Source organism: Natronorubrum halobium, from assembly GCF_051351675.1.
GTDB lineage: Archaea > Halobacteriota > Halobacteria > Halobacteriales > Natrialbaceae > Natronorubrum.
On sequence record NZ_CP195597.1, the window covers coordinates 158,611 to 181,593 of the forward strand.

A 22,983-nucleotide genomic window follows, 5' to 3' on the forward strand; every position below is an offset into this window, starting at 1 on the left:
CAGTGACGGCCTGATCGGTCGTCGCGGTAACCGATCCCGTGGTTGGGATCTCATCACCAACTGCCCCACTTCGAGACGGCCGAGCCAGCCACTCGGCACCTTTTCATACCCCGGAACCACACCGATCACACTGCCGGATCGCGTCTTCGATCTCGAGTCCGTGGATCGTTGCGAGTTCTTCCGCTATGACCCACGCTGACCGCTTCGGTCGGACATCGCGTTCCCTGTAGCTAAACTCTACGAGTGCTTCGATGGCGAGCAGGTCCTCCTGTGGAGTTCGATCGTGCATCGACGATGTTGGCTGCGGCTTCCGATATAAACAGTCGGAATAAAAACGTGTGTATGACGTTACTTTCACTCTGGTCACCCTAGTCTTATATTGTCTTAAACGATTGTATGAATATGGTGAATTTCACCGGAAGAAGTCAGACAGCCCATTCGTGGGGTGATGCGAAACGTCTCGCCCGCGAGCAGAAGTACAAGACCAAAATCAAATTGTCGAAGCAGAACGCACCATTCCTTCCCTCTGAGTTTGAACCATCGTCACTATCGATCCCCGGATCCGCAAACGAGGTCTATCGAGACCAAAATCCTACAGATAGCTTTCAGATCCGAGAGTACGACGATCACTGGACAATCGAGATGGATCAACACAATCCTGAAACCGGGAAGATGGTTGCACATGCGGTCCAAGACGCACCTAGCTACACACTTGCCGCTCTGGTAGTCGGAGCCGCAATTTTCGGTGGATAGCCCCGGACCTGTTCCAGCTCAAACCTCTTGTAGAAGTCGATAATGGTCGAGTTCTAATTGGTGATATGAAACCCCTTGACGGTGACCTGCCTGAGAGATCAGGCTGACTCTTCATCATCTTCGAGGTGCCGCTCGAGTTCCTCGAGCCCACCTTCGAAGGCGACGATCGCGTGATCGTACTCCTCGGATTGGAACCGACCAGGAGTCGACCGCGTCGACGTCACGAAATAGTGAGCCTCGTTCAACGGGACCGTCTCGCCTGTAACAACACAGGCCGCTGTCTCGTCGGCGTTCGTCGTCCGACGGGTCACAGTTCGGATTTCCCATTGAGAACTCTCACTGGTGTGCTCGTTACTATCGTCGACCTTCCACGGCGGTCGCTCACCTTTGAATCGAATTGTCCGGGACGGGGACTCTGATTCGGTCATAGAACAGTCTCGAGGGGACGGTGCTAAGGTGTTTCTGCCGACGGATCGTCGCCGTCCGCGAACGTAGATGGAGACAGCTGATCGATCGGCAGATCTCGAGCCCACAGCGTCGCCGCACACGTACACTCTCGATCATTGTTCGGCCACACACCGCAATCAGGACAGGCGTCTCGAGACTCCCCGTAGTGATCGTCGAACCACTGGATCGGGACGAAATCGTATTGTTCGAACAGCGGCCGGCTGGTCCGTCCTGCGAGCCGCTCCCATCCTATCGCGAACACCATATCCGCGCCGTGGGCCTGCGCCCACTCGAGACGCGTTCGGAAGAGTCGGTGACCAATCCCGTAGCCCCGCCACGCCTGATCGACGATGCCGAACCAGAGCATGGCGTTGCACTGTCCAGCGAGTGTGTCCCGATCGAAGCGACCGTCGGGGAGTTGCTCGACCATTGCGTCGTGATCGAATAGTTCGGCGAGTCCGCCGCCAACGTCGACCGTCTGGCCGTCCTCGAGTTCGTGGGTGGCGATCACTCCACAGACCTTCCGGACCTCTTCGTCCCCGTCTTCATCTTCGTTTTCGTTGTCCCACCCGGCCACCTGATAGGGACCGTAGGGCAGCCAATTCGCTTCGTACTCGACGCCGAAATAGTGGTGCCACAATCGAACGAGGTAGAACGCGTCTTTGCGTCCATCGGCCTGCCGAATGTTCCAGACTCGAGGCTCCGGTCGTGTCGTCTCACCCGCCGTTCGTGGGCTGATCATCGACCCGCCTCCTCGGATTCCGAAAGCGGTTCGACAGCATACCCGTCGCCGTCCTTCGGGCCGTCCCAGCGGCCGTCCTCGAGTGCGTTCGCGTGCGTCCGACAGACCACCGTACCGTCCTGATACGCCGGGACATAGTAGGAAGCGCTCTGTGCGAAGTGACACAGCTCGCAGAATCGGTCGTCCTGGTCGACGATCCCGTCGGCTGTCATCGGTTTCGTGAGTCCGACGCGGTCGGTCGCGAACTGCTGGTGTTGGTGTGGCTGGTCACGACGATCGTCCATCACCCGACCACCTCCGACCACGGACACTTCGAGCAGGATTGCTTGTAGCTTCCAGAGGGCAACAGCATCGACGTGAGCGACTCGCTGGCCCCACAGCACGGACAACCCGGCGCGTCGTACGTTTCGCCACGCCCGTCGCAGCGGTCACAGTCGACGTCGACGGCTTTCAGGTCGTCGTAGGTGCCAGTCGGTTCGTCGATGTCGGGATCGCCGACGAGTCGTTGGACCGTCCCGGTGCCCTCGCAGTCGCGACACTCGACGAGCGGTCGGTCCGTATCGTTGGCACGAGAGCTCACCGATCGTCACCTCCAGTACCGTTGGCCGACTCGAGTGGATGCTCGCGAAGCCACTCGGCAGCCCGGTCAAGCGCCGTCTGCAGGTCTCGAGTATTGTGCGGTGGAACCGAGCGGTTCCGCCGAGAGCCGTTCCACCCGTGCTCGCTGGGTTCGATCTTGAACGTTTTCGCGGACGAACCGGAGGCGTCGTGCCACCAGATCATGCCTTCGCTGACGAGGGCGAGATCCCAGCCGCCACAGTCGAGCGACTCGATGTAGTCCTCGACGCGCTTGCGCTCGCCCAGGCTCTCGAGCGAGAGCCGCAGGCAGTCGGTGTCGCCACCGCCGAACGCAGAGAGGAGTTCCTGGGTCATCGGTCGGCCCTCCGCTGGCCGGTCCCACCGTCCGTGACCGCCCGGTCGTGATCGAAACTCGAGAGATCGGTCTGGTGTGCCGCCCGGCCGTCAATTTCGAAGGCCGGCACTCCGAGATAGTCCTCTCCGTACCGACAGTAGACGTCGCCGTCGTGAGCGATCAGTTCGTTCATCCCACGCCAATCGGGATCGTCGTCGACGAGGTCGACGTCTGGATCACAGAAGCTGACCGTCCACGTAGCGAGTCCGAACATCCGCGTTGCATCCACGCTATGGACCATCTGTTCGCGATCACCCGGCAGCCGGATCCGGTCGCCGCGCTCGACGAGTTCGGACACATCGCCGGTCGTCCGCGGGAACGTCGGCCGCTCGGACTGGATCGGCGTCAGTCGCTCCCGGTTAGACTCGAGACACTGCGCTCGAGTGCCGTCGACGAGGAAGGTGACCGTGTAGGACGTCGGCCCGTAGTGACAGCGGTCGTAGTGGGTCTGGACGGCTCCGTCGGCGAGCGTGCCGTCGGGAAACAGGCCCATCCACTGGCAGTCGTGACAACTCGTGAGATAGCCCATCTCGGTGTTCCGGACGAGTTCTCGAGGGAGCGGGCTGCCGACCTGGATCTCGTCGCGGTGATCGATGCACGTGCGCGACATCTACTCGTCACCTCCGGTAGATTCGGTAGCCGTCTTGTCGTAGCGTTCCCGTTCTGGAATAATCTCGATGAAATCGTACATTCCATAGTTTCCGACAGACGGCATATGCTTTCGAGCGTGATCTCTCGCCCTAACTTTGTGCGAGAACGTTTCCCTACAGTCCTCGTGGATGCAGCGGTAGGTATCGCCAGAGACGGTGCCGCCGTCGGCCCGGATCTCCCTATCGTCGCCGTCGTCGTCAACGGTCTCGACAAGAAGGTAGGACGGACGGACAGCGTCCGGCCCTAGCCCCTTGACTTTCCGGATCTTGCCCTCTTCGCGGAGCGTCGTGAGGTAGCCCTTGAGCGCTCCGCGAGTGACGGTCATCTCCTTGAGAAGCCGCGAGACCGGAACGCCGCCGTTCATGGCATCCGTCTCGCCACGCTCGGTCAGCGTTCGGATGGTCTCGAGCGTTTCCCGTCGTTTCTGCTCAGCACGCTCGAATATCGTTTCCTGCGAGGACATCACGAATCGCCTCCTAGTTGCACCAGTTCTGCCGGTAATTGCCGGTCACTCCACGGTTCTGGTTCGGCGTCGGACGGCTGGTACAGTGGATGGTTCGGGTGACCCGCCTTCGTCGTGTCAAGAGCGAACAGATCCGACTCGAGTGTCTGTGCAATCTCTCGAGCGCGATCGTCGAATGATCCGTTCGCGCCCCACGCCGCGACGACCTTTTCGGCCTGTTCGCAGACGTCTCGAAGATGCTCGTCGTTCTCCGGTCCGATCGGGTCCGGATGGTCGCGAAGATTCGACGGATTGGGTGTGCGGAGCGCGAACAGATTTGCGACGACGAGTGAGCCATAGCCCCAGTCCTTCGCGAAACCGAGACAGCGCCGGATCGTCGGGTCGTCCTCGGATGCGTCAGCGGTGCTCGGGTTGAGCATGAGGAACGCCACGGTCGGCTTCTCGACGTTCCACGTTCTCGAGAGTCGGTAGCGGTACTCGCCGCAGTCGCTGAGTACGGCGTCGTTCCGATTGTCTTGGAGCGGAGGCGAGCGACCAGTCCCGTTCATGCCTCGATCACCCCGTCACCGCGGAGGAACTCCCCCTCCATCCGATCGGCTTCACGAGCGGCGTCGTACATCGCCATCTCCGAGTACTCTTGCTCGAGTCCGTGACACGCCGTCGAGAGTTCCTTCAACCAACGCTCTTGCATATGGTCGCCCCAGAGGACCAGTTTCTCTCCTCGCAGTGTTCGGAAGAATGCGTAGTTGACCGGCGGTCCGACTCGATACTCAATCACCTCTTTCGCAACGTCTCGACCGCCTGCCGGAACGTCTACCACCGCGTGCACAGTCCCGCTCGAGTCCACGCCGCCGTCCGTGGCGAGCTGGTCGTCGATCGTCTCGCAGTCCGAATCAGCATGTCGCGGGCAGAAGTCTTCGTCACCGCCCCGAACAACGGGATTCGAGCACCGATCGCCATCGTTCGTGAGCCCACGGCACTGCGGACGCGTGAATTTGTAGTCCTCGCTGATGTCCTCCTGTGGGCGTTCTGTGGCTTCAGGACAGTCGACGCCGAACGCTGAGAGATCCTGTCCGCCGTCAGTCTCGAGGTTACTGTCGGATTCAGTAGCCGGGTGATGTGGCCGTCCCAGTGTCTCCAGCATCTCCTCGCGTTTCTGGTCGACCTCCCGCGCGGCCTCGATGTACTCGAAGAACGCGATAGCTCCCTCGATATCGTCCTCCTCGAGCTTCTCGAGAACCATCTCGAAGTCACGCGATTCGAGGTAATGGAGCGCGAGATTCAGATCAAGAACCCCGTTGTAGAGGCGGTTACGGATCCGATACCGTGCATCGCGCTCGGACTGATCGCTCGAGTAGTCCGTCTCCCCCAACAGGTACCGCCGATCTGCTGGCGAGAGGATACCCCGCGGTCGCTCAGTCCCGCTCATGCAACGACCACCTCGGGCGTCTCGAGTCCAGCCGGCCCGGACAGTTTGTACTCGTCGGGCAAGATCTCCCGGCCCGACAGATTCAATCCGACCGTATCCTCGAGTTCGACGCGCTCGAGATCGGCGTCGATCTCCTTTTTGATGTGCCGGCGGATCGATCGGCCGACCGTCTCGCCGTATCGGTAGAAACACCGGACACCGCCGTCGTGATCGGGGTGTTCGATGTGGATCGCCACGCGCTCGTTCGTCACGGGCGTCTCGTCGACGCGAACGAACACGACCGACTCCTCGAGTTCGCGTCCAGTATTCTTCAGCCGCCCGTTCGACGTTCGATGCGGGCTCGATTCTCTCTCGTCGTCTGCAAAGGGGTGTGTGCTGTTCATGTTGTCACCGTCGCGCTGTTTCCAGCGCCTACACCACACTCTATTTGCCATCGGCTTATAATTTACTATTGTTAAAGCATATTAAAGGAGAAAACGGCTAATTCACTCTTGGTAGCGGTCTTTGCGGATGATTAGCCCGGCAACGACGCAAGCGCAAGCAACGCCCGTTTTTATGTCCCTGTCGACCATCGAAATGGCTCTCACACTGTTGTCTCTGTCACTGTAACCCCCCACAATCCAACAGAAAGAGAGCCGTCCGTTACTGAATGAGCTTCGGAGCATTCCGGCGGGCGAATGCGGACTGCGGCTGCGGTTTTTTCGAAAAGTCAGTACGGCTCGACGACACGCTGGATGGATCGATCGTCCTCCATCGCCGCGTTCAGTTTGTCGACTGGACAGACGGGGAGTTCGCCCCATCCGCGTTTCTCGGCGACGTGGAGCTTCCAGTCTTGGATGTCCTTATCCTCGTAGTCCTCGAGACAGACGCTCTGGACGACCGGCCCCGAAACGCGGAACCAGTACAGACCAGCGCCGTCGGGAAGGAATCGTTCTCGGTCGGTCGGCGTCACGAACACCGTCATCGTTCGCTTGTCCATGTGGTGGTACGCGCCTTCGACGTCGCGACCGATGTAGCCGTACCAGGAGCCGGAGAGTTCCAGTGCCGTGTCGTCTTCGTCGGCCGCTGGGTTGGCGATTTTTTCGCGCTCGCACACCGCGTCTCGAGCCCGATCCGTCGTGGTCACATCGGCGTCGGTTTCCCGTGCCATACTCTAGCCTAGTCGTGCGGCTACTTAGCTATTACTATTGAATAAGCATATTTCTGTCTATCAGGATAGTGTGCCTGAGTGGAAAGTGGCAGGAAAAGTCTAAGAAGTCGAAACCGGACTCAAGACGGAATTGTTTGAGGATTAGTCGATAGATGAAATACCCAGAAATAGCCATGAACACCGACGAGATAAGTTGAACCGTGGTTATGGATAGAACTACGAGTGGCAATATCCGATCTGGAGGAAAATTCGACAACCACTGGTGGTGATACTGTTCTTCAAGCGGATCTATATCGAAAACGAAGTTATCGTATTGGTCGACAGGCAATTCAGAAAGATTTGCGTCGGTCTCGAGGTAGTCCTTCATAGCCTCAAGTCGACCTCCAAATCAAAGTAGAGCCCCGCAAGGAGATAGGGTAGCTTATCGGTTATCGAGGATAGGACAACTAAGACTATCTATCGGTTATATATCGATCTTGAAGACGGTTTCTGAATCTCCCCATCGCCCAATTTGCACATTTTGATTTAGCTGCATTTATCGATTGGTCAACAATATGTGGATCAATCACTCGATCATCTATGCCAGTATAATTTATCTTTCCTTCAATCAGGGAACTAGCGTCCTGGTGACAGGGCTCTTCATAGATGACAAATGTCGATTCCTCCGGATCAGGTACCAAATCTATCCACTCATCTAATTCAACTACAATTGAATTATTTATTCCTTGAGAAGCATTTGTCCGATCAGTAGGATCCCTTTGGAAGGCTCTCTCTGGTAAATACGGACGCCGGACTTCATTAGTAAAGAAGACAAAAATGACAACATCACACTCTTCTAAAAACTTCACACTATCTTCATACCAGTATTGTGATTCACTAATCGAATTGGGTACATTACTATCACGATCAGAGGCTAACTTAACTTGTTCAAAGCCGAGATCGCGAAGAGAAAGTCGAAGCTCATTCAAATAAGCATGACAGTCGCCTTCATAAGCGCCAAGAATTCCCACGTTTAAATATGGGTAAAGAGCTTGGTCAGATCCGTCTCTGACTCTGTTAACAGCAGTTTCAAAGCCATCCGGAAAACGGTCTCCAGTCATTGAGTGTTCTACATTTGTTACGGGTCAGATTTAATACTTACCGTCTATCTAAAGGTTTCCAGGTCAAAAGATTTTGATCTGAGTCCCAACTTTTATGATGACACGGCTAGAACTACTGACTGTGGTTGGAGCAGAACATCAACTACGATGGCTGAAAGTGTGAATATCAGACAGGACAATCCTGCTTGAGTCGAACCATCGCATCAGAAGAGAACGGCAATTCCATGATATCTGATGGGATTGCTTCAGACGGCCAGCTAAGCGGTTGCCAATAGCGAAGAATAAGAACAGAGTTGGTTGGACACCCAGCCAATTCACCAATAGAAATCGATCACAACCCACCATGTCCGAATCCAATGCCACTACTGGCGCGGATCCAGTTGAACAGCGTGTCAAACTAATCCCGTTTGAAATCCGGGATGCGATTAGTGCCTTTGATGGCGAAAATGAGCAAGCTATCATTGTTACAATAGCAGATGGAAAACTTGCCTTCACTGAGCTGGAAGAAGAGCTTGATCTGCATTCACAGCAGCTCACCAATGCCATTGATAACTTGCTTGATGGTGGGTTGATCAGAAAACGCTCAACCGATGATCCAAGTAGTCAATACGCTGCCCACTACGAGATCACTGAATACGGTGAACGCTTCCTGGATTGTCTGCTCAGGACGCTTGGTACGGTAGATTCAGGCAGGCGGACTGAAGCGAGACTACAGGAGATTGGTCACATCCATAATACGGACACTGACACTCCCGTGGAGCTGGAGGAATACACTCCTCAGGATGAGGTTGAGACGCTAGAACCTTAAAGAATGATCCCAGATTATTCTGTTCCAGAGTACTATATTGACAATCTTGATGTCGATGTCTCGCCTCGAGTACAAGATCCTATCCAGGGATCTGTCTCACTTGACTTCGATATGACAGACCCTAAGCTTTCGGACGCTCCCTCAGGTTTCCAATGCCAAACAAGAATGGTATTCAGGATCTATGAACGTGGTAAAGCGCCTTGGGAGAGCCCGGAATTGGATAAACAAGATGAACCACATGGATCAATTGAGGTGACAGCTATTGTCTTTGTACCGGGACCTCAAGACGAATATCGAGAATACCATGACAGCTGGTCTGAGGGATCATATTATGATCTTGACGATGATTTCATCTATCACTTGGAATCAGGGATTCTCCAATACATCGTCAATCCAATTGGCGATCTTCTGGAGAACTCGTATAGTGGAATTGTCCCGCGAATGAGATTCTCCAGAAGAGAAGAAAGCGAGTCCGATGAAGTGGATGATACAGAAGGGAGTGAAGAATAGAATCCCTTAACAGCAGTATTCACGGTATATTTTTGTCTTCCCGACTCAAGTGAAAGTAGCATAGTGCGTTACGAGAGAGTGACTGTCAGCCAGACGCAACACATACCTTGGCGAGCCGAGAGATTAAGTGCTAAACGTTCATCGTTTCATATACGATTCCGGAACAGAACGTCCGGAATCCCGAAAGACGATGACAGCACACACCCCTTTGCAAGACCGCTCAGTAGCACCGCCTACAGAATCCAGCAGTGACGATTCCGCTAGCGATCAGCCACCGTCGCTCGACGATCTCGAGGACGACGAGTTGATCCGCTGTTGTAACCCTGGACTCGAGTTTCTGACGTGGTATTACGAACTCGATTCCGATGGAAGCGTTCTCACGTACCACTGCTTCGACGATTTCGAGGTTTCGACGGACACCGAACGCGAGCAAGCCGACCAATCGATCGAACACGAGAACGTCACCGCGACGATCGTCACTCGCGAGACACTCGAGGCGCTGCAGGGAGGTGACGCCTAATGGAGCGTGTCACCCACCGGATGCCGAAACAACTCGTCGACGGGCTCGAGTCACTCGTCGACGCCGGCCACTACCCGAACCGGAGCGAGGCGCTTCGTGACGGCGCACGGGCGTTGTTGAACGAGCACAGCCAGCTCGAGTTCGAGCGCGACACGAACGAAGACAGCGCGGACAAGCCCATTCGAACGGACGGCAACGGACTCGCAGTGGATCCCGAAGTCGAACGCGAACGGCGCAAGGAACGTCGCGAACAGTACGAGACGCTCAACCCGTCCGGTCAGTTGCTGACCAGCAGCGAACTCCGGGCCGAACTGCCGATGCTCTTGGCCCGATCGAACGCCGATGGTGGGCGGATCTCGAGCGCCAACGGCGGCGAGGACACGGTGACCGTCGAGTTGACCTATCACGTCGACGGCCGACTCGGTGTCTTCGGCGACGGGAAGACAGATCTCGAAGCCGTCCGCGTCGTTCGACTCGGAAATGTCTACGCGGCTCTCGAGCCCGAAGATACGGTTCGTAATCTGTTCGTAAAGACGGGCGTGCCGACGCACGTCCCAGATACGCTCGCGGACGCCCTCGAGTGCTACGCGGTCGTCAAGAGCGAGCACATGGGCCACTACGAGCCAGACCCTGACGAGTACGTGTCCTACGACCTCTCGGACGTCGACGACGGTGACGACCTCGAGACGCACCTGGTGTCGGATCTCGAGCAGCCGGTCTACACAGGTGGTTCCGATGAGTGATCGTACGGGGTCCTCAAGTGATAATGAGGTCAGGAGTGCCAGGGTTGCCTACCCTGGCACGGAGCAGATACGCAATCTGCTCTATGGAATTCGGACTCATCTGGTGGTTCCAATAATGGCGGTGGTGCAGAATGCCTATGAGTCCAATTCGAGGAACTCAGTAAACGATAATAAATCGGCTAGTAGTTGGCAACTATCACCGGCTATTGAGCAGCAGGAGGCTGTATAATGAGGAATCAGGATTCGGTCGACGTTTTCCGCGCTTATTGCAACGACTGTGACTGGACGTTCGAACGGCGACTCAACGAAGCGGATCTCTCCAAAGCGATCAACGAGGAGATCGGCGAGTCCGTGACCCGCAATCACGAGTTCAACTGCGGCGAGAACGGCCCGAAAGCACCCGGCGTGATCGAACAGGACGTCGAAGAACTGAAATTGGAAGCGGAACAGGCGGTGGTCGCCGATGACTGACGGTGGAACTGCCTCGAGTGACGGTCCGGAGTACCGACTCGAGAACGCCCGCGTAGTCGGCTACGAGTGGGACGTGAAACTCGCGTTTGTCACGGAGTACGAGTTCTCGCTGGTTGCCGGACACGAACGCGAAAACGCAATCGAGGACGCACAGGAACTCGCGCTGTACGGCGGTAAAAAGATTTCCGAGCGAGAGCTGTTGCACACCGAAGCCGACCCAGTTCGAAACATCTTCGAGGACGACGTCGAAGCCGGCGAAATCTCATGGATCGACGAACCGAGCGCCCCGAGCGACGAGACGTTCTGGGACGACTCGAGGCATTTCGACGAGCAGTACGTCGATACGGAGGCTGGTTCCGATGAGTGAAAGCCAAACCCAGACGCAGGCCCAGACCTCTCGGGACGATCACCCAGACGACTTCGAGCGTGAGCTAGCCGAACTCCCGCCGAGTGCCAAACTCGTCTACAAGATTCTCGAGTACGAGGGCGGACAGACACAGGCCCAACTCGCCGAACAAAGCCGACTGCCCGTCCGAACGGTCAGATACGCGCTTCGAAAACTCGAGACTATCGACGCAGTCGACGATCGGCCGAATCTCGAGGACGCCCGGCAGTCGATCTATTCGACTGCAGCCCCCGATACACCGGAGGTGACCGCCGATGGCGCGTAACCAGCGATACACCGCAGACGGAACGTTCGAACCCGTCGAGCAGGATCAGATCGAAGTCCACTGGCAACACCCACGGACGGAACTCGAGCTCCCGTTGCTCCTGGTATGGCCGGGATCCGTCGTCGACGAGTGGGCGGCCGTCGTCGAGAACGGTGTCGCGACGGTCGTCTGCCACGAGTGGCTCGTCGAAATCGAGATCGACGGCAATGAAAGCGACGAAGAGACAGAGATCCAGAAACGCGCCGAAGAGTGGGGCAAAGACGAGGAGATTCCCGGCTACGTCGCCGAGGCGCTCATCGAGTACGACAGCGAGTACGGACCCGTACACACAGTCGCGAATCCGTACACGCTCGAGGACGAGACTGAATCCTCGAGAAACGATGAGCAAATGACGCTCACCGACGGCGGCCAAGCGGTCGACGGCTCGAGTCGCGAAACTGCCGAGGCGTTCGTTGATGGGACCGCGTTGATCCCCCATCCGATCACGGGTGCGGTGCCGATCTACGAGGGCCACCCGCCCGATACGCACCTTCCGGCGTGGCGCTGTCACGACTGTGGCGAGACGGCGCCGACCATCCTCGAGTTCTGGCAGGCCGATCGGAACCGCCACCGACTCGCTCGAGAACGCGGCGAGTATGAGTACGGGACCGACGAGTGGGATGCCTACACCGAGGGACTCTACCACTACCGTGATCGGATCGATCGGCTGTATTCGGCGCTTCCGGCGACCATCTCGTCGTGGGTTTCTCAAGAGGTGATCGGTCGCGACGGTCGCTTTTTCGAGCCCTATCCCGACGAGCAGCGGCCGGTGACCGACGGTGGCAGGGAAGCACTAGACAGTACGGTCGCCGAGATCGACATCACAGCGAGTGATCCGACCGATTTCTCCGTGCTTTCGTTCCAGACGATCGCCGAGGCCGTCTTCGACCTCGTTGGCGAACCCGACAACTGTGGTGTGCTCCCGGAGCCGGTTCGAATCCACGGTGAGCTCGAGATCGTCCGGCACGACGACACGGCTACGGACGGTGATCGGAATGTCTGAGGGCGGAACTGAGCAGAAGAACCCGCTTGCCAAGTTTGGGGGTTCAAGTGACTTTGCACACACTTGCGACGGGTGCGGAAACCCGACGAACAACACTCCTATCCCCGTCAGAGAAACGAAGGCGGTAGACATCATCCTCTGCGACACGTGCGAAACAGTCGCCGCCCAATCGATCTGTGGCCGCTCACTACAGCCGGAAACTGATCCCGCAGAAGGTGAGGCCGATGAGTGACCGAGACCGGACTCGTGACTCGAGCGACCACCCGAGCGGTCTGGACGATCCCCAGGAGACCGCGGCCCGCGTCCAGCGCCGAGTCGCGGCGGTCAACGCAACGGCCAGCCGTGCGGTTGACGAGTCAATCGACCTCACGGACGCTCAGTACCCGGCCTCGAGCCTGTCGAACACACATTCGGTACTCCGCAAGCTAATGGGACAGACGCGACAGGCCCTCTCCCAAACGGAACGGGCGATTGCGGCGACCGACTCCGAGTACGGCGAACCGACGCCGCGACAGATCACGGACGAACACGCCGACCGACTACGAGAGACGTACGACGGTCCCGTCCGAAATCTGGCGCTAATGCTGCTCGCGTTCAACCGGCGAAAGTGGCTCTACGAGAGCCCGGAGACACGCGGCGCACAGGAGGTTGAACGCCACGGACTCACTGCGAACCAACGAGAGTGGCTGAACGATCTGCAGGACGCATGGAGGGCCTCCGATGTCGAGTAACGACGCGTCGGGAGCGACAGTCCACGCTGAACAATCGATGCTCCCGGAGTGGCGGGCGTTCTCACACGCCGGTCACACGCTCGTCGCCCACGATGTCCCCGAAGGACTGGCTACGTGTTATCGAGTCGTCGGAACGACGCGAAACGTGCGGGCGCTCACGGCCCCGATCGTCGACGCCGTCCTCCACGAGGGAAGTCTCGTCGAACCGTTCTACGACGAGAGCACGCGCCGCGTGTTGCTCCAGCACGACTACGCGGGGACGAAGGCACGGCTAGGTCCCGAAGCGTGGCTCGAGGAACCGGTCGTGAAACTCGAGCGCTGCGAGCGCGTCGATCTCGGCCAGCGCCTCGAGACAGCGTTCAGTGGTGATTATGATGTCTAACCAGTCACCGGCACTCGTCGAGAGCAACACGGCCGACCGAGAAGAGACCAAAGGCGACGATCGGCCGCCGATCGAGGCGATGAATCCGGCGTCGAAACTCGTCTACGTCGTCCTCGAGCGCGAGGGACCGCTCTCGACAAGCGAACTCGCCGAACAGACCAGACTGAAACCCGACACCGTTCGTCGACGAGCCGCACGACTAAATGGCGTCGGACACGTTCGCAGTCGGCCGAATCTACGCAATCCGAGCGAGAATGTCCACGAACTCCGGACGTCGGAAACAAGGGGTGGTTGTAATGGATAAATGGAGACCGGACGACCTCATGCGAGCGTTCGTCAAGCAACTCGAGGCCGGCGAAACGATCGTCGTCGACGCACGGGACAAGACGCGCTCGCTCGAGGTAGCCGAACCCGCACGTCACGTTCGCGACGCCTACCGGACGAACGGATACTATCTCCCGTTGAAGGGCCACGGAACGCACTACACGCTCTGTGTTCCCGATTCTGAAGTCGAAGCGATCAGGCTTCGCTATCCCTCGAAACCGGGGCTTGGCGTTCCCGTCAGTCGGCTCGACCGGCAAGAAACGGCAGCGACCAGCCGGGACACCCCAGAGCGACCGAACGCTACTGGAGCAACCGACCAGGATCAACCAGCGATCACCTCGGATACGACGGCCGCTGATATCATGGATCCCGGACCGGAGGGCGATTTCCGATGACGAGCGTTTCCGACCGCCTGTCGCGGCCTCGAGCCGGCGACGAAAACGCCCGGTCGGTGCTGGACGTCTTCGAGACGCCGGCAGCACGCTCGGTACTCGGAACGCTCGCGTGGGCCTTGCTGGTCCTCGCTGCGTTCGCCGACGTGTTCACGACCGTCTACGGGCTCGGGATGGGCGCTCGAGAGACGAATCCCGTCGGTCGCTACCTCTTTTTCGGCCACGGGATCGGCGCTGCAGCAGCGTTCAAACTCGCCGTGATCGGCGTGGTCGTCGCCGGATCGATCGGCGTCTACGCACTCGAGCGACGGTACGCCGATGGAGTCCCGGTCTGGTGGCTGTACTACCCGGCGCTCGTCGCGCCGATCTGGATGGGCGCGGCAGCCTGGAACGCCATGCAACTCGTCGGGGTGTCCGGATGACAAAGTCAGTCGTTATCGAGGATCTCGAGACCGCCGATCTCGCCGAACGGATCGATGCTACCAGGATCACCTACCCCGACGAAGACGGACGACCGGCGATCGAAGGGACGACCTTCTCGCTCGAGTTCGACGACCCCGTCGATCCGGAATCGTTCTGTGAGGAGATCAGTACGCCAGAGGATCCGTGGCGCATGTTCGGTATCAAACTCAAACTCGCCGACGAGCGGACAGACGAAACCGGCGACGTCGTCGCGAGCGAATACTGGTCGGTTGCCGGCGTGTTGATCCACGTCGAGGACGGCACACACGCCGATACATCCAAGATAGACCTCGAGATCACGTCCGAATGGGTTCGCGTCTACGTCAAAGAAGGGTGCTGTGAGCACCGGGCTGCAGAGTTCGTCCGTACTGTTGACCAGGAGTTCGGCGTCACAGCGACCTTTGCCGACGAAACGGGCGACTGTCGCTAACAGTAGTTGGTAATGCGGTTTCTTTATTTAGAACGAAGTGCGAAACTGAACCGATTGATTCGATAACTACGTATGCGAAGTGAACGGCAGAATTTCTATCAGATAACAATGATACTCGTTGAATCGTGCTGAATACACAGCGCATAGTCAGCACATTCCAGGAGTGTTCAAGAACCAGTGGCGAGTGCTCAATACAGAGGATGAATTCAGCAGTAGTGCTATCTCCAATTCGCTGGCTTCTGAGTGAAGCAACTGATTGATTACTGTGCTTACTAAGCAGTAATTCCATGGGCCGAGGATTGTGGTCATATAACATAGTTTTGAAGACAATTCCTGAGTGCTTCATCGTATAGTTTGCGTCGGATGCATTGCCGATGGTGGAAGGCTCTGACGTAGAGCGTGAGTTTCACTTTGGAGACATCGTAATTTATCGATAGCTATCGTTACGCCAGCGACGGCAGATAGTATCACTAAACGAGTTACTATTTAGATGGCCAAAACGTTTTTATGGAATAATAAGAGTTGTGGTTAACACCAAACCGGGGGAACTCATGCGCTACGCCACATTCATCTACCGACATGAAGACGGGTGGTTTCAACCAATAGGTAAAGACTTTTCTAAGCATAGTAGTGTTAAACCGATTGCAATTCACTCAATTGGATTATTGAATGATGAAACCGCAATTATGCTTTATGAAGTCCAAGGGAGCGAGGAAGAAACTCGTAAAATTTTAGAAGATAATACTATCACTCAAGATTATCGGATTACAAAAAATAACGACAGTGTTGTTATCCACATTCATTTTGAGCCAACCGGTCCTGTAAAGGAAATACTCAAAAAAATACAGGAGTCTACAGTTATACCCGATCCACCCCACCAGGTCACAACCGATGGTGGTATTCAGCATACATTCATTGGCACAGAAGCAGACTTAAAAGAGATTTTTAACTCGGCTCCAGGCGAAGCAAGGATCGACGTGAAAGATATTGGCAGGTATAAGCCATCTTTTGATAACTCTCTTTCAAAGCTAAGTGAGAAACAACGTGAGGTTCTCATGATGGCATACAAGCACGGGTATTATCAACAACCACGCCAGACAACCCATGAAGAAATTGCGACCAAATTGGACTGCACGACGGCTAACGTAGGTGAACACCTTCGTCGGATTGAACACGTAATCATGGAAAGTTTGATCCCCGATGATAGAGACGAAATCAAAAGCTAATCGTAGCAAGAACAGATCCTCACTCTATAATGCCTTGGTTTGCTGCCGGCTGAGAAGCGTACTGAGTAGGCGAATCTGCCGTCTGCTCCGCCCGGTCGCACACCCAATTTCTCCCCTATACACTCGGCGAGCACCTCCGGTACTAACTGCCACCGCTGTTGGAGCATTTGATCGAGGACGCACAGAAGAGAAACCAGCAAGACAGAGCTTACAAGAGACGCCCGATACCGCTACGCAAGCGAGATCGGAGACTTAGCTAAAGACAAACAGTTGTTCTATTTACACTCTTGATCGCCTTCTTTTGATCCCTCCGAAAATGGTGGGACATCACCTTGGTATAAACCTCTTTTAATCACGAGGTTAATTTCTTAGCGATAGGTCCTTGTCAGCACTTCCCGTGCCGCAAAACAATATCGACCCATTCGCGATCGATATGTTCATAGAACAGTCGGAAGCTGTGACCGTATCTGAGAGAACATATTTTTCCTCTCAGCTAAGTGCTGTCACGGCTTTCGAAACAGATGAAGGGATAGTACTCGTTGATTCCGGTACTCAGGAAGCCAGCCCGAAGCTTGCCGAAGCTATCCGGAAAGAAACTGACGCTCCGATACACACGGCTATCTATACGCACGGTCATCTTGACCACGCGTACGGGCTGGAGCGATTCCTCCTTGAGGGCCAAGATGACCCCAACATAATCGCTCATGAAGCGATGCCCGCTCGGTTTGCCCGATATAAGGAGACCTCAGGCCACAATAAAGCGATCGACGAGAGGCAGTTCGGGGGCACAGTGTCAAAAGACGAGGAGGGTGCCGCTGACGAGGATGATTCATTCCACTTTGCCGAAAGCGAGTTCCAAGAACCTGCCTATCCACCGACGACGTTGTACCGGAATGATCTCACGATAGAGGTCGGTGGAACTACTTTCGAAATCCATCATAATAAGGGAGAAACGGACGATCATAGTTGGGTCTATTGTCCAGACCGCGATGTACTCTGTACCGGGGATTTCTTTATTAATGTCGCGCCAAATGCTGGCAATCCTCAAAAAGTCCAGCGGTATCCCTGGGAATGGGCTGAGACGTTAAAAGAGATGGCTGGCTGTAAGCCGTGTCATCTCTGTCCCGGGCATGGAGAGTGCGTAATAAACGATCCCGAGGCAATTCAGACGCGGCTGCTGACTACGGCAGAGTACCTCGAGGAAATCGTTGATCGGACTCTTGAGGCACTCAATAAGGGCTCCCCCCCGCACGTCGACATAGTTCATGAAGTCGACATTCCCGAGTACGATGAGCCGTGGCTGGCAGAGACATATGATGAGGGGGAGTTCATTGTACGGAATATTCTCCGGTACTACGGTGGCTGGTGGAACGGTCGTCCGAGCGAACTCAAACCAGCACCTCGGGACGTCCTTGCAGAAGAGATAGCCTCACTAGCAGATAGTGCAACGGCCTTAGCAAAACGTGCCCAGCATCTTGCCGAAGATGGGGAAATTCGTCTGGCTGGTCATCTTGCTGATTTCGCCTTGGAGGCTGCCCCTTCTGACCAAGACGTGCAGGAGATAGTAGCCACTATCTACGATCAGCGAGCGGAGGCAGAGAAGAATTTGATGGCTGGGAATCTCTACTCCTCAGCGTCAGAATACGCGCGCAGTGGGAGGTCGTTTAGATAATCCAGACTAGGTCTAGTTCACAACCAAACCAAATCTCAACAGAAAAATGTCACACCACAAATCCTCGACGAGAGTTCAACTAGGTACCGCACTTGCAATAGGAGTTGGTCTGAGTATTGGAGGTGGTCTCTGGGCAACCCCAGTTGTTGCTTCATCAATTGGAGGACCAATAACCGTGCTCCTGATGGCAGCTGTCGCTGTTCCATTCCTTCTGGCAATACCGACATATTTCACGCTAATCTCGATATGGCCAGTTTCTCCAGGTCACTATTATTATTCAACCCGGCTCCTCATCCCGAATAACAAGAAATTGAGCCACTTCCTGAGCTGGCTGATAATTTGGGGATTCTTCTTCATCGCAGGGCTATTTATTCTCCCCTATATGGTCGTTGCAGGTGCAAATTTCCTTAACTCACTGGTCCCAGCAGTGTCAGGTGAGATATTCAGTGCTGTTCTCCTAATCTTCTCGTTTTCTGTTGTCTGGTTCGGGATACGAATCGTCGGACTGGTCGAGAAACTCCTAGTTTTTCTAATGCTACTCGCTATCGGTGCTGTGTTCGTCTCTGGTGTTAGCCACATTAGTATGGACAATTATACGCCCTTTGCACCTGCTGGCCTAGCTACTACAATTTCAGCATTTGCAATTCTATTCTCCTTGGGAGCTAATCAGCTAAGTATAATCGATCTAGGCGGTGAGATGGATCAAAGAACACTCAAGCTATCAATTCTTGGTAGTGGTTTCTTTAACCTGTCGACGGCAGTTCTCATCACGTTTGTCGTCGTTGGATCGGTCTCCTATACACAGCTAGGGGGGAAAACCCTCTTCTTTGTGGCAGGGCAAAACCTCTCATCCCGGATGCTATTCATCACTGGACTTGGAGCCTTGCTTGCGGGAGTTACTTCAATTATTGGACTGGCACCGATTGTAAATAGATTCTTCATGGCTGCAGCAGATGACCAGATTATCCCCACTTGGCTAGCTAAAGAAAATAGTCATGGAGAACCAATGTACTTCATAATTATACTAACTATCACATCTCTCCTTACAGTCTTCTTAGAAGTCCCTCTTGCAACCGTAGCCTCTGGATTTGCCATCGCATTTGCTGCGTTAATTCTGCTAATGATCTTAGTGGGAGTTAGCATTTCATTCAAACAAACTGAAATCTTCAACCATGAAAACCTAGAGGATTCGCGGCTACTGACTCCCTCCGTAGTTCGATGGTCATCCGTAGGAGGAGTGATATTCGTAGGTACTGCCCTGTTTAACCTAATAAGGTTAAACATCCAATCCTTCTATATCTATCTTGGTATTCTCGCTGCTGGCGCAGCGCTGTATGCCATCCGGGCAGTGGTTATAGGATCTGAGAACATGATACAAAAAACAACCATCGAGGATGAGATTAAATATCAAGCACCAAGTGATGCCTGATTGATCCCTTTTGATCTTCGAATAAAATAGCTGGCCTCTGGAGAACCTCTCCATCTACCTCCTCTGCGGTACCACAGATTGCTATTCATTTGGCAGAGGACTCACTATCCTGAACAATCTCCTGCACCAATTAACATCCCCTCTCTCTGAGTTCGGTTTTTAAACTACTGTCTATTATTGGGTGAATCTATATTCTGTCTCGAGATGGCCTTCCAATTGTGTCAATGACGAACACACCAACAGTACGAATCGAAAGAGCACTTCCAGAGGAGAGTTCCAAAATGGGGAGTCGAGCAGCACTATTGACGGAATCAAACTCGAACACAACTGAACGTGACGCTCGGGCGGAGGCATGAGTATGCCACGATATGATTACATAATCGTTGGAGCAGGTTCAGCAGGTTGTGCGATTGCCTCTCGTCTGTCAGAGGATAGTGGCGGTGAAGTGTTGCTACTAGAAGCGGGCCAACCTGATGATAAAGAGGAAATTCATACCCCCCCGCGGTTCCCCGAACTGTACACGACAGATGTAGACTGGGACTACCATACCGCGCCACAGCCCGAATTGAAGAACCGAGAACTGTACCACCCCCGTGGAAGGGTAATAGGTGGTTCTAGTTCCCTCAACGCAATGATTTACATCCGCGGACACCGGAGCGACTACGACCACTGGGCAGAATTGGGCAACGAGGGTTGGAGTTATGAGGAGATGCTCAATTTCTTCAAAAAAGCCGAGCACTTTGAGCCCGGAGATGGGCGCTTCCACGGTGAGGGTGGTCCGCTGAATGTGACCGAACTGACCGAGGTTCATCCAGTCTCAGAGGGACTTGTTGAAGCCATGCAAGAGGCAGGGATTGACTATAACCCCGACTTCAATGGTGAACGACAGGCTGGCTGCGGATTCTACCACGTGACCCAGAAGGACGGGAAACGTTGCAGCAGTGCTGCTGCCTACATTAAACCAGTCTTGGATCGGCAAAATATCACTGTGGAGACTGAAGCACAAGTGACTGGCATTACTTTTGACGGAAACGAGGTAACTGGTGTTACTTATGAACAGGATGGCGCAGAACACTCAGTAGATGCAGAGTCAGAAGTCATCCTCTCGGCTGGGGCTATTAATTCGCCACAGCTCCTACTGCTTTCAGGCATCGGTCCAGCAGACCACTTGAGTGAGCATGGTATTGATGTTCAGGTTGATCTGCCTGGTGTTGGTCAGAACCTACAGGATCATCTCAAACTGGGTGTTGTCTACGAACAGGCTAGTGGTCCTCCTGCACCGGCACCAACCTCAAATGTCGTTGAATCGGGTGGTTTCGTGCGGACAGACTCTGATTTGCCAGCGCCGGACTTACAATTCCATAATGCGCCAGTGTATCTACTTGAGCATGGCTTAGGGGCACCCGTTGATGAGAGAAAGTACTTTACAATTATGCCAACCCAGATTCGCCCTGAGAGCACAGGAGAAATTCGCTTGGCCTCTGATGACCCATTCGACTCCCCGATCATCGATCCGAACTATCTCGAAGCCGATGGAGATATCGACCCTCTTATTGAGGGTGTCCGAATCGCACGCGAAATCGCCGATACTGATGCATTGAGCGAATACTGCGGAGAGGAAGTCCATCCCGGCAGAGACGTCACTTCTGATGATGAAATTCGCGAATTCGTCCGGGAACACGTCACGACAGTCTATCATCCCACGAGCACCTGTAAAATGGGTGATGATGAGATGGCCGTTGTTGATGACGAACTTCGAGTTCATGGAGTTGATGGTCTCCGTGTCGCAGACGCCTCGATAATGCCACGTATCGTCGGTGGGAACACGAACGCACCGACGATTGCAATTGCCGAAAAAGCAGCCGACCTTATTACTGGGTGATCATAGATGGGTACTACTAATAGCAATTCAACCGACGACAGAACGTCTATCAAAGAACGACATCAGAACGCCGCAGCTGACACCCTTCCAAGCGAGAGACAACTCTATATTGGTGGGGAGTTCGTCGATAGTGGAAGTGGAGAGACGTTTGCGGCGCGGGATCCAACAACTGGCGACGCCCTTGCAGAAATCCCGGCTGGGAATGCAACCGATATTGATAGGGCAGTCGATGCGGCTTGGACAGCATACGAGAATACGTGGAAAGACGCCTCGCCGGGTGAGCGACAGCGCGTGCTCTCGGAGATGGCCGCCGTCGTTGAGGAGAATCAGGAAACGCTTGCGACCCTCGAAGTGCTGGATACGGGCAAGACGCTCACCGAAGCGATGGGCGACATGGGGCTAGTCATCGACCACCTCACCTACTACGCCGCTGCTGCCCGCAACGTCAACGGGGAGACGCGCCAGACGAATGACCTCTTCGACCGTGAGAAGCAGGTCTTCACCCTCAAAGAGCCCTACGGCGTCGTCGGTGCAATCGTCCCGTGGAACTTCCCGTTACTCATCTCCATCTGGAAGCTCGGTCCTGCCATCGCCGCCGGCAACACGGTCGTCCTCAAGCCGTCCGAGGAGACGCCGCTGTCTATCCTCAAGCTGATGGAACTCGTAGACGACACAGTCCCTGATGGCGTCATCAACGTCGTCACGGGCTACGGTGAGGACGCCGGCGAACCCCTCTCGACACACGAAGACGTGCCCAAGATCTCCTTCACGGGATCGACAGATGTCGGCCGCGAGATCCTTCGGAACTCTGCGGAGGACATCAAGAAGATAACGCTGGAACTCGGTGGGAAGAGTCCGGTCATCATCTATCCTGACGCAGATATGGAGGAAGCTGTCGAGGCGGCGATGATGGCTATCTTCTTCAACAAGGGCGAGTGCTGTGCGGCTGGCTCCCGGATATTCGTCCACGAGGACATCCATGAAGAATTCTTGGAGGCGTTCAGCGGGGCCGCAGATGGTCTGAGCGTCGGTGACCCCCTTCTTGAGGAGACTGATATGGGTCCTGAGGTTTCTCCCGCTGAAGTCGAAAAGACTCGAGAATACGTCGATGCGGCCAAAGAGAGCGCAGCAGACATCCTCATTGGCGGCCAACAGTCGGATAACGACGAACTCGCCGACGGGGCCTTCTACGAGCCCACAATCATCGACGACATCGACCACGACCACCGGGCAGTTCAGGAGGAGATCTTCGGTCCGGTCGTGGAGACATTCACTTGGAGCGACGAAGATGAAGCGATCAAGCTGGCGAACGATGTTGACTACGGACTGGCCGCTGGCGTCATCACAAATGATATCACGAAGGCGCTCCGAACCGCCCGGCGGCTGGAGGCCGGTGTTGTCTGGGTGAACCACTACAACGATGTCTCTGCTGGTCAGCCCTTTGGCGGCTACAAGCAATCCGGCATTGGCCGCGAAAACTCTGTGGAGGCTATTGAGGAATTCACACAGACTAAAGCCGTCAATATTAATCTCGGCTAATTATATCCGCGGTCCAGAAGACTACCATGCTTTTTCTCCAT

General features: G+C 55.2%; 33 protein-coding genes. 20 read left to right on the forward strand and 13 right to left on the reverse strand.

All coding sequences use genetic code 11. The annotated features are described in order from the left end of the window. Positions 1 to 103 precede the first annotated feature (103 nt). Positions 104 to 289, reverse strand: a complete 186-nt coding sequence (locus ACSFC7_RS27805; protein ID WP_436348804.1) for a hypothetical protein — start codon at positions 287 to 289, stop codon at positions 104 to 106. 113 nt (positions 290 to 402) lie between these two features. On the opposite strand from ACSFC7_RS27805, the gene ACSFC7_RS27810 reads away from it, so the two are divergent. Further along, complete coding sequence (locus tag ACSFC7_RS27810) at positions 403 to 753, forward strand: hypothetical protein (RefSeq protein ID WP_436348805.1); 351 nt, start codon at positions 403 to 405, stop codon at positions 751 to 753. Positions 754 to 851: 98 nt separating this feature from the next. Here the strand turns inward: ACSFC7_RS27810 and ACSFC7_RS27815 are convergent, their stop codons facing one another. The 12 genes from ACSFC7_RS27815 to ACSFC7_RS27870 all read right to left on the reverse strand — a co-directional run bounded on the left by ACSFC7_RS27815 (position 852) and on the right by ACSFC7_RS27870 (position 7,708). Beyond that, a complete protein-coding gene (locus ACSFC7_RS27815; protein WP_436348807.1) occupies positions 852 to 1,181 on the reverse strand; it encodes a hypothetical protein in 330 nt (109 codons plus the stop codon). A gap of 23 nt (positions 1,182 to 1,204) precedes the next feature. Beyond that, a complete protein-coding gene (locus ACSFC7_RS27820) occupies positions 1,205 to 1,942 on the reverse strand; it encodes a hypothetical protein (protein ID WP_436348808.1) in 738 nt (245 codons plus the stop codon). Then, entirely contained in the window at positions 1,939 to 2,226 is a 288-nt protein-coding gene (locus ACSFC7_RS27825) for a hypothetical protein (RefSeq protein ID WP_436348809.1), read from the reverse strand. The genes ACSFC7_RS27820 and ACSFC7_RS27825 overlap by 4 nt, the downstream gene beginning before the upstream one ends. Further along, positions 2,226 to 2,522: a hypothetical protein gene (locus ACSFC7_RS27830; protein WP_436348810.1), complete on the reverse strand. Its 297-nt coding sequence runs from the start codon at positions 2,520 to 2,522 to the stop codon at positions 2,226 to 2,228. Before ACSFC7_RS27830 ends, ACSFC7_RS27825 begins: the two co-directional genes overlap by 1 nt. After that, on the reverse strand, positions 2,519 to 2,875 hold the full coding sequence (locus tag ACSFC7_RS27835) for a hypothetical protein (RefSeq protein ID WP_436348811.1): 357 nt from the start codon (positions 2,873 to 2,875) through the stop codon (positions 2,519 to 2,521). The genes ACSFC7_RS27830 and ACSFC7_RS27835 overlap by 4 nt, the downstream gene beginning before the upstream one ends. After that, a complete protein-coding gene (locus ACSFC7_RS27840; RefSeq protein WP_436348812.1) occupies positions 2,872 to 3,525 on the reverse strand; it encodes a hypothetical protein in 654 nt (217 codons plus the stop codon). The genes ACSFC7_RS27835 and ACSFC7_RS27840 overlap by 4 nt, the downstream gene beginning before the upstream one ends. Further along, complete coding sequence (locus tag ACSFC7_RS27845) at positions 3,526 to 4,029, reverse strand: hypothetical protein (protein ID WP_436348813.1); 504 nt, start codon at positions 4,027 to 4,029, stop codon at positions 3,526 to 3,528. After that, a complete protein-coding gene (locus ACSFC7_RS27850; RefSeq protein WP_436348815.1) occupies positions 4,029 to 4,577 on the reverse strand; it encodes a DUF1643 domain-containing protein in 549 nt (182 codons plus the stop codon). The genes ACSFC7_RS27845 and ACSFC7_RS27850 overlap by 1 nt, the downstream gene beginning before the upstream one ends. Next, positions 4,574 to 5,458, reverse strand: coding sequence for a hypothetical protein (locus tag ACSFC7_RS27855; protein ID WP_436348816.1), 885 nt, complete (start codon positions 5,456 to 5,458; stop codon positions 4,574 to 4,576). Before ACSFC7_RS27855 ends, ACSFC7_RS27850 begins: the two co-directional genes overlap by 4 nt. Next, positions 5,455 to 5,841 (reverse strand): hypothetical protein, encoded by a 387-nt coding sequence (locus ACSFC7_RS27860; RefSeq protein WP_436348817.1) that lies wholly within the window; start codon positions 5,839 to 5,841, stop codon positions 5,455 to 5,457. The genes ACSFC7_RS27855 and ACSFC7_RS27860 overlap by 4 nt, the downstream gene beginning before the upstream one ends. 326 nt (positions 5,842 to 6,167) lie before the next feature. Continuing rightward, positions 6,168 to 6,608: a hypothetical protein gene (locus ACSFC7_RS27865; protein WP_436348819.1), complete on the reverse strand. Its 441-nt coding sequence runs from the start codon at positions 6,606 to 6,608 to the stop codon at positions 6,168 to 6,170. A gap of 452 nt (positions 6,609 to 7,060) precedes the next feature. Further along, positions 7,061 to 7,708, reverse strand: coding sequence for a hypothetical protein (locus ACSFC7_RS27870; protein ID WP_436348820.1), 648 nt, complete (start codon positions 7,706 to 7,708; stop codon positions 7,061 to 7,063). Positions 7,709 to 8,051: 343 nt separating this feature from the next. Between ACSFC7_RS27870 and ACSFC7_RS27875 the strand changes: the two genes are divergently transcribed. From ACSFC7_RS27875 to ACSFC7_RS27965, 19 genes are all read left to right on the forward strand, one after another. Continuing rightward, positions 8,052 to 8,516 (forward strand): hypothetical protein, encoded by a 465-nt coding sequence (locus tag ACSFC7_RS27875; RefSeq protein WP_436348821.1) that lies wholly within the window; start codon positions 8,052 to 8,054, stop codon positions 8,514 to 8,516. Positions 8,517 to 8,519: 3 nt separating this feature from the next. Then, positions 8,520 to 9,026 carry a hypothetical protein gene (locus tag ACSFC7_RS27880; protein WP_436348822.1) on the forward strand — a complete coding sequence of 169 codons (507 nt, stop codon included), beginning with the start codon at positions 8,520 to 8,522 and terminating at the stop codon, positions 9,024 to 9,026. A gap of 190 nt (positions 9,027 to 9,216) precedes the next feature. After that, on the forward strand, positions 9,217 to 9,546 hold the full coding sequence (locus ACSFC7_RS27885; RefSeq protein WP_436348823.1) for a hypothetical protein: 330 nt from the start codon (positions 9,217 to 9,219) through the stop codon (positions 9,544 to 9,546). Further along, entirely contained in the window at positions 9,546 to 10,289 is a 744-nt protein-coding gene (locus ACSFC7_RS27890) for a ribbon-helix-helix domain-containing protein (RefSeq protein WP_436348824.1), read from the forward strand. The genes ACSFC7_RS27885 and ACSFC7_RS27890 overlap by 1 nt, the downstream gene beginning before the upstream one ends. Before the next feature lie 228 nt (positions 10,290 to 10,517). Continuing rightward, entirely contained in the window at positions 10,518 to 10,760 is a 243-nt protein-coding gene (locus ACSFC7_RS27895; protein ID WP_436348825.1) for a hypothetical protein, read from the forward strand. Next, positions 10,753 to 11,127, forward strand: coding sequence for a hypothetical protein (locus ACSFC7_RS27900; protein ID WP_436348826.1), 375 nt, complete (start codon positions 10,753 to 10,755; stop codon positions 11,125 to 11,127). The genes ACSFC7_RS27895 and ACSFC7_RS27900 overlap by 8 nt, the downstream gene beginning before the upstream one ends. Next, a complete protein-coding gene (locus tag ACSFC7_RS27905; RefSeq protein WP_436348827.1) occupies positions 11,120 to 11,431 on the forward strand; it encodes a winged helix-turn-helix domain-containing protein in 312 nt (103 codons plus the stop codon). The genes ACSFC7_RS27900 and ACSFC7_RS27905 overlap by 8 nt, the downstream gene beginning before the upstream one ends. After that, positions 11,421 to 12,473, forward strand: coding sequence for a hypothetical protein (locus ACSFC7_RS27910; protein ID WP_436348828.1), 1,053 nt, complete (start codon positions 11,421 to 11,423; stop codon positions 12,471 to 12,473). Before ACSFC7_RS27905 ends, ACSFC7_RS27910 begins: the two co-directional genes overlap by 11 nt. Before the next feature lie 224 nt (positions 12,474 to 12,697). Continuing rightward, positions 12,698 to 13,204 carry a hypothetical protein gene (locus ACSFC7_RS27915; RefSeq protein WP_436348829.1) on the forward strand — a complete coding sequence of 169 codons (507 nt, stop codon included), beginning with the start codon at positions 12,698 to 12,700 and terminating at the stop codon, positions 13,202 to 13,204. After that, entirely contained in the window at positions 13,194 to 13,586 is a 393-nt protein-coding gene (locus tag ACSFC7_RS27920; RefSeq protein ID WP_436348830.1) for a hypothetical protein, read from the forward strand. Before ACSFC7_RS27915 ends, ACSFC7_RS27920 begins: the two co-directional genes overlap by 11 nt. Next, positions 13,579 to 13,890, forward strand: a complete 312-nt coding sequence (locus ACSFC7_RS27925) for a hypothetical protein (protein WP_436348832.1) — start codon at positions 13,579 to 13,581, stop codon at positions 13,888 to 13,890. The genes ACSFC7_RS27920 and ACSFC7_RS27925 overlap by 8 nt, the downstream gene beginning before the upstream one ends. Then, the gene (locus ACSFC7_RS27930; RefSeq protein ID WP_436348833.1) at positions 13,883 to 14,305 is read left to right on the forward strand and encodes a hypothetical protein; all 423 of its coding nucleotides are present in this window, start codon (positions 13,883 to 13,885) and stop codon (positions 14,303 to 14,305) included. Before ACSFC7_RS27925 ends, ACSFC7_RS27930 begins: the two co-directional genes overlap by 8 nt. Next, a complete protein-coding gene (locus ACSFC7_RS27935; RefSeq protein WP_436348834.1) occupies positions 14,302 to 14,724 on the forward strand; it encodes a DUF5658 family protein in 423 nt (140 codons plus the stop codon). The genes ACSFC7_RS27930 and ACSFC7_RS27935 overlap by 4 nt, the downstream gene beginning before the upstream one ends. Continuing rightward, positions 14,721 to 15,194: a hypothetical protein gene (locus ACSFC7_RS27940; protein ID WP_436348835.1), complete on the forward strand. Its 474-nt coding sequence runs from the start codon at positions 14,721 to 14,723 to the stop codon at positions 15,192 to 15,194. The genes ACSFC7_RS27935 and ACSFC7_RS27940 overlap by 4 nt, the downstream gene beginning before the upstream one ends. 551 nt (positions 15,195 to 15,745) lie before the next feature. After that, the gene (locus ACSFC7_RS27945) at positions 15,746 to 16,420 is read left to right on the forward strand and encodes a helix-turn-helix domain-containing protein (RefSeq protein WP_436348836.1); all 675 of its coding nucleotides are present in this window, start codon (positions 15,746 to 15,748) and stop codon (positions 16,418 to 16,420) included. Between the two features lie 397 nt (positions 16,421 to 16,817). Continuing rightward, entirely contained in the window at positions 16,818 to 18,092 is a 1,275-nt protein-coding gene (locus ACSFC7_RS27950; protein WP_436348837.1) for an alkyl sulfatase dimerization domain-containing protein, read from the forward strand. 46 nt (positions 18,093 to 18,138) lie between these two features. After that, a complete protein-coding gene (locus ACSFC7_RS27955) occupies positions 18,139 to 19,521 on the forward strand; it encodes an APC family permease (protein WP_436348838.1) in 1,383 nt (460 codons plus the stop codon). Between the two features lie 352 nt (positions 19,522 to 19,873). Further along, positions 19,874 to 21,403: a GMC family oxidoreductase gene (locus tag ACSFC7_RS27960; RefSeq protein WP_436348839.1), complete on the forward strand. Its 1,530-nt coding sequence runs from the start codon at positions 19,874 to 19,876 to the stop codon at positions 21,401 to 21,403. Between the two features lie 6 nt (positions 21,404 to 21,409). Continuing rightward, positions 21,410 to 22,942, forward strand: coding sequence for an aldehyde dehydrogenase family protein (locus tag ACSFC7_RS27965; protein ID WP_436348840.1), 1,533 nt, complete (start codon positions 21,410 to 21,412; stop codon positions 22,940 to 22,942). Positions 22,943 to 22,983 lie beyond the last annotated feature (41 nt).

Coding starts and splice junctions, on each gene's coding strand:
- ACSFC7_RS27805 (WP_436348804.1), bottom strand. CDS start 289: ATGCACGATCGAACTCCACAGGAGGACCTGCTCGCCATCGAAGCACTC.
- ACSFC7_RS27810 (WP_436348805.1), top strand. CDS start 403: ATGGTGAATTTCACCGGAAGAAGTCAGACAGCCCATTCGTGGGGTGAT.
- ACSFC7_RS27815 (WP_436348807.1), bottom strand. CDS start 1,181: ATGACCGAATCAGAGTCCCCGTCCCGGACAATTCGATTCAAAGGTGAG.
- ACSFC7_RS27820 (WP_436348808.1), bottom strand. CDS start 1,942: ATGATCAGCCCACGAACGGCGGGTGAGACGACACGACCGGAGCCTCGA.
- ACSFC7_RS27825 (WP_436348809.1), bottom strand. CDS start 2,226: ATGGACGATCGTCGTGACCAGCCACACCAACACCAGCAGTTCGCGACC.
- ACSFC7_RS27835 (WP_436348811.1), bottom strand. CDS start 2,875: ATGACCCAGGAACTCCTCTCTGCGTTCGGCGGTGGCGACACCGACTGC.
- ACSFC7_RS27840 (WP_436348812.1), bottom strand. CDS start 3,525: ATGTCGCGCACGTGCATCGATCACCGCGACGAGATCCAGGTCGGCAGC.
- ACSFC7_RS27845 (WP_436348813.1), bottom strand. CDS start 4,029: ATGTCCTCGCAGGAAACGATATTCGAGCGTGCTGAGCAGAAACGACGG.
- ACSFC7_RS27850 (WP_436348815.1), bottom strand. CDS start 4,577: ATGAACGGGACTGGTCGCTCGCCTCCGCTCCAAGACAATCGGAACGAC.
- ACSFC7_RS27855 (WP_436348816.1), bottom strand. CDS start 5,458: ATGAGCGGGACTGAGCGACCGCGGGGTATCCTCTCGCCAGCAGATCGG.
- ACSFC7_RS27860 (WP_436348817.1), bottom strand. CDS start 5,841: ATGAACAGCACACACCCCTTTGCAGACGACGAGAGAGAATCGAGCCCG.
- ACSFC7_RS27865 (WP_436348819.1), bottom strand. CDS start 6,608: ATGGCACGGGAAACCGACGCCGATGTGACCACGACGGATCGGGCTCGA.
- ACSFC7_RS27870 (WP_436348820.1), bottom strand. CDS start 7,708: ATGACTGGAGACCGTTTTCCGGATGGCTTTGAAACTGCTGTTAACAGA.
- ACSFC7_RS27875 (WP_436348821.1), top strand. CDS start 8,052: ATGTCCGAATCCAATGCCACTACTGGCGCGGATCCAGTTGAACAGCGT.
- ACSFC7_RS27880 (WP_436348822.1), top strand. CDS start 8,520: ATGATCCCAGATTATTCTGTTCCAGAGTACTATATTGACAATCTTGAT.
- ACSFC7_RS27885 (WP_436348823.1), top strand. CDS start 9,217: ATGACAGCACACACCCCTTTGCAAGACCGCTCAGTAGCACCGCCTACA.
- ACSFC7_RS27890 (WP_436348824.1), top strand. CDS start 9,546: ATGGAGCGTGTCACCCACCGGATGCCGAAACAACTCGTCGACGGGCTC.
- ACSFC7_RS27895 (WP_436348825.1), top strand. CDS start 10,518: ATGAGGAATCAGGATTCGGTCGACGTTTTCCGCGCTTATTGCAACGAC.
- ACSFC7_RS27900 (WP_436348826.1), top strand. CDS start 10,753: ATGACTGACGGTGGAACTGCCTCGAGTGACGGTCCGGAGTACCGACTC.
- ACSFC7_RS27905 (WP_436348827.1), top strand. CDS start 11,120: ATGAGTGAAAGCCAAACCCAGACGCAGGCCCAGACCTCTCGGGACGAT.
- ACSFC7_RS27910 (WP_436348828.1), top strand. CDS start 11,421: ATGGCGCGTAACCAGCGATACACCGCAGACGGAACGTTCGAACCCGTC.
- ACSFC7_RS27915 (WP_436348829.1), top strand. CDS start 12,698: ATGAGTGACCGAGACCGGACTCGTGACTCGAGCGACCACCCGAGCGGT.
- ACSFC7_RS27920 (WP_436348830.1), top strand. CDS start 13,194: ATGTCGAGTAACGACGCGTCGGGAGCGACAGTCCACGCTGAACAATCG.
- ACSFC7_RS27925 (WP_436348832.1), top strand. CDS start 13,579: ATGTCTAACCAGTCACCGGCACTCGTCGAGAGCAACACGGCCGACCGA.
- ACSFC7_RS27930 (WP_436348833.1), top strand. CDS start 13,883: ATGGATAAATGGAGACCGGACGACCTCATGCGAGCGTTCGTCAAGCAA.
- ACSFC7_RS27935 (WP_436348834.1), top strand. CDS start 14,302: ATGACGAGCGTTTCCGACCGCCTGTCGCGGCCTCGAGCCGGCGACGAA.
- ACSFC7_RS27940 (WP_436348835.1), top strand. CDS start 14,721: ATGACAAAGTCAGTCGTTATCGAGGATCTCGAGACCGCCGATCTCGCC.
- ACSFC7_RS27945 (WP_436348836.1), top strand. CDS start 15,746: ATGCGCTACGCCACATTCATCTACCGACATGAAGACGGGTGGTTTCAA.
- ACSFC7_RS27955 (WP_436348838.1), top strand. CDS start 18,139: ATGTCACACCACAAATCCTCGACGAGAGTTCAACTAGGTACCGCACTT.
- ACSFC7_RS27960 (WP_436348839.1), top strand. CDS start 19,874: ATGAGTATGCCACGATATGATTACATAATCGTTGGAGCAGGTTCAGCA.
- ACSFC7_RS27965 (WP_436348840.1), top strand. CDS start 21,410: ATGGGTACTACTAATAGCAATTCAACCGACGACAGAACGTCTATCAAA.